The following is a 3897-nucleotide window of genomic DNA, read 5'->3' as shown; positions in this document are numbered from 1 at the left end:
GCTTCCAGTCCCTCCCCTTTCGCTTTCACTTCGAGCGGATTGACCCGCCTTGGCTGAACTACGCAGCTCTCTATCCCATTGCCAAAGGCATTTGGGATTGCTTTTCTGAGGATGTTGTAAGAACCGTTAACATCGGAGTTAATTAATTGACCGACTGATGTTCTGTATAATCCTCTTTTGATTCGCCTGCCACTAAATACGACATCCAAAGCGCTAGTATGCCCGTACACAGGAATTGGATCTAGATTCAAGAAATTAAAGTCGGCGACCCCCTCACGAGAGCCGCCGCTCTCCAAAACCGTGCGTGAAAATTTCTCTTCACACGGCTCCTCAATGACTCGGTGATTGTCACTCATACCGCGTTACCAACATATCCTCTTTCCAGAACCATTCTGTACGTGAAGGTGGCTTAGGTTTAACACTTTTACAGCTAGATTTTGTACCCCGACTGCCATCTGTAGCAGTCTTTATATCGTGGCAATGCCTGTGAAGTAAGTCCCAGTTGTCATAAGAATCCTTTCCACCTTTCGATTTAGGAATTCTGTGGTCAACTTCCATGACATCTTCGTCTCGAAAATGTAATCCGCAGTGAGAACATTTACCCTTTTGAATCTTAAGAAGTGTTGTCACTCTTTTGGGACTTTCAGGGTGTTTTCCCATTCTTATACTCCAATACACCAGGTTTCCGTCGTATGGTGACGATTCGCCTTTAACTTTGGCATGGTCTATGATTTTTATTTGACCATGTTTACGTAACCGGAGAGGGTTAGTCCCTTCTTCCCTGATTGCGAATACCCAGTGATCATTGCCTATGGTTTGCCAGTATTTATTTGACACCCATGTTTTCGATTTGTGATGGCGATGATTTGCCCAAGCTCTGAGTTTTTGATACACCAGTGAGTCTAATTTATAGAAGACTTTGCTACTTGGAACCGTTCGGTAATAATTAGCCCACCCTATAATTAGAGGATTTAACCTCTTAATTAAATCTGATTGAGATTTGGCTTTGTGGATGTCTATTATTCTTGCGATTTCTTTGAGGTGTATCTTAACTTTTGTCGGGCTTGGGGTGATGATTGTGCTGAAACCCAGTAGTTCACCTTGGGGATTTTTCCCGCTAGTATATTTGCCAGATGGATATTGCCTGACTTTGAATCCCAGGAAATCAAATCCTGGAGACTGTCCATCATGGCTGCTCATTGTGTGAGCTATCCTTGTTTTACTGAATTTTAGCTCCAAACCCATGCCTTTTAGCCATTCAGAGATTATCTCTTTACACTTTTGAACAACGGTTAAATCTTCGTGGAGAATTACGAAGTCATCGGCGTATCTTATTAAGGATATGCTTTTACATTTTTGTTGCCAGCTTACTTGCCCTTTTCCTGTTGACTTTTTGATGTCCAAGGTTTTGGCAAATTCCTTAATTCGATGTTCCATCCCGTGGAGAGCTATATTAGCCAGTAGTGGAGAAATAACTCCACCCTGTGGCGTACCCTCAAGTGTTGGAAACAACTGCTGTCCGTCCATCACCCCCGCTCTGAGCCATGCCTTGATTTGGCGGCGCAAAAGCGGGAATGTATTTAATTTTTTAAGCAGTGCTTCATGGTCGATTTTGTCGAAGCATTTGGCGATGTCCGCATCTAGCACATATTTTTGCTTATACCTAATCGCATTAAATATTGCCCCGATAGCATCTTGGCACGAGCGTCCAGGTCTGAACCCATATTGGTTCGGTTCAAATCGCGCTTCCCATTCTGGTTCTAATGCCAGTTTAACAAGCGCCTGCAATGCCCGGTCTTTCATTGTTGGGATTCCTAAAGGTCGCTTCTCTTCTGTACCAGGCTTGGGAATCCATACTCGCCTGGTTGGGCTGACCTTTGAACTCAGGTTTATATTACCTATTAGGTCAAGGCGTTGCTTTGGGGTTAGTGATTTGACACCATCCACACCTGCCGTCTTTTTTCCTTTGTTATCCTGAGTAACCCTACGAACCGCTAAGCATTTTGCAGCCCAGGACTTCATCAACAACTTTTGGAGTCTGCGAAGCGCCTTAATATCACCACGATTGGCGGCTTGATAGATTCTTTTCTGCAACTTGAACACAACTCTTTCCAGCTTTCGCCAAGGAGTCTTGTTCCATTCATACATCGGTTTTACCGTGCTCATGACTTTTATATTGCTACTGGAGGCTCTATCTTCCGAGACACCGTGGGTCTGTCTGCATATCTCCCTCGTTACAGGGGAGCTTTCGCTTTTGACCCAATCTCTCCTTGCCGTTGCATCCGGTTAGCACCTACTCTGAAAATCGACTTTTCCAGAGAGCAAACGGTAGGTTATTTCGTTCCTGTTCGTCTTTGTTTAGAGCTTTTAGGGTGGTACTTTCCACCGGGTTTATTACAGAGTGCTTGGTTGGTCAAACAAACAATTGCCAACCCTGTGGTAAATTGAAGGTAGAATCCCTTTATTACCAATCCTTGCCCTTTTGGGACTCCCAGCGTATCAACCTGTTTCGCTGGTTATCTCTCACGATGGTTCGGATGTACCTTTGCTTTTGCTACCCATAAACTCCTGCTCAACGGGATTCTAGAATAGGTTTTCCAGTTACCGCTTTTTCACCCCGCTTTACGGATTGATGGCTAATCGCTACCGTAGGGGTGATGCTTTCACCGCAGCACCAGCGGGATGGGACTTGAACAGTGTTCTCACCCACAAGACGAACAAGTTGTCATCTAACAAGGGATTAAAGTGCGAACTCAATCCATATTGGATTACCTTATTAGAGCCTGAATTCCCCCCATTTCTGGGTTTCTTCAGAACGAAACGCACGCTCGACTTAGACGTGTAAGATTCTTCTTGAACAATCACCTTAATTCCCACCAATCGAGCCTTGTATTCCAACATCTCAATTAATCGAGCGTGAGGAATGCTGACAAAGTTTTGATTAGTTCGTTTTCCCAGGTTAATTTCAGTTTTCCACTGTGCATTTTTGCCAATTACTAGCGTCCCAATTTGATTTGCCGTCAGAAGTTCGACTATTAATCGACTTGTGTGATGCAAGTAATTATCGACTTTTTGGTTGCGACAGCGGGTTAAGCGTTGAAGCCGGGGTGAGGTTTTGCGCTCCCCTTTTAGTTGGGATTGCAACTGCGAAGAACGTTTGTTGTAGAACTGGTTAATCGATTTGAGTGGTCGCCCGTTAATCAAAAGAGGGATAAATCCCGGTTGATTTGAAGTTAGCGCCGCTAAATTGTCCAGTCCCAAATCAATACTAGCTACGAAGTTGTTACTGCTAGCGGTGGACTCCGGTTCATCGTAAATTACCTCAATTACATAAGCATCGCATTTGGGAACCAATCTAACTTGACAAATTCGTTCGGGATTTACTTTGGTTTTGATTAAAATCTCAGTACCTGACAGTTTAATAATTCCATTTTTCAACTGCCTGCTGCTTATTGCTTGAATCGTATAAACCAGGATATTTCGACCTTTGACTTTATCTTTGTACTTAGGTAGTTTTGGACGACCCGTAAATTTAGAGGCATCTTTTTTGTAAGCTTTGAGAGCTTCAAAAAACGATTTCCAGTTTTTGTCTAACAACATCAAGATTTGCTGGCTAACCTTGGCAGGCATTGCCTTGTAAGCTGCGTGAGATTTCATCAAGCGATTCATTTCGTTGTAATTGACATAGCCCCATCCATAAATGAAACTTTGACGAAGGACATAATTGGCAGCATTGTAGAGATTCTTCGATTTAAAAGCTAGTTCGTCAATTTGGACGAAACGGCGTTCTTTCGATTTAATGATGTGACGTTCTGTTAGCTGCATTCTCAACCTCCTGACCACATAATACCATGCTTGATTACTTATGCTTACAAACTGAATGAAGTTTTACAATAC

2 protein-coding genes and 1 pseudogene are annotated in these 3897 nt (G+C 43.3%); all 3 read right to left on the bottom strand.

Annotation, left to right across the window (positions count from 1 at the left end):
- Positions 1-257, bottom strand: a pseudogene (locus tag JGK22_RS32665) (RNA-guided endonuclease TnpB family protein); the annotation flags it as partial.
- Between the two features lie 91 nt (positions 258-348).
- On the bottom strand, positions 349-2166 hold the full coding sequence (gene ltrA / locus JGK22_RS32660; RefSeq protein ID WP_293187180.1) for a group II intron reverse transcriptase/maturase: 1818 nt from the start codon (positions 2164-2166) through the stop codon (positions 349-351).
- A gap of 477 nt (positions 2167-2643) precedes the next feature.
- Positions 2644-3825 carry a transposase gene (locus JGK22_RS32655; protein ID WP_293314512.1) on the bottom strand — a complete coding sequence of 394 codons (1182 nt, stop codon included), beginning with the start codon at positions 3823-3825 and terminating at the stop codon, positions 2644-2646.
- Positions 3826-3897: the final 72 nt, after the last annotated feature.

The sequence above is a fragment of the Microcoleus sp. PH2017_08_TRC_O_A genome, assembly GCF_020738665.1.
In the GTDB taxonomy this organism is placed as follows: domain Bacteria; phylum Cyanobacteriota; class Cyanobacteriia; order Cyanobacteriales; family Microcoleaceae; genus Microcoleus.
Note: the sequence above shows the minus strand (reverse complement) of the source record. Positions and strands in the feature narration are given on the sequence as shown.

What these genes read in the sequence shown, in the direction of transcription:
- ltrA (WP_293187180.1), bottom strand. Translation starts at nt 2,166, where the DNA reads ATGAGCACGGTAAAACCGATGTATGAATGGAACAAGACTCCTTGGCGA.
- JGK22_RS32655 (WP_293314512.1), bottom strand. Translation starts at nt 3,825, where the DNA reads ATGCAGCTAACAGAACGTCACATCATTAAATCGAAAGAACGCCGTTTC.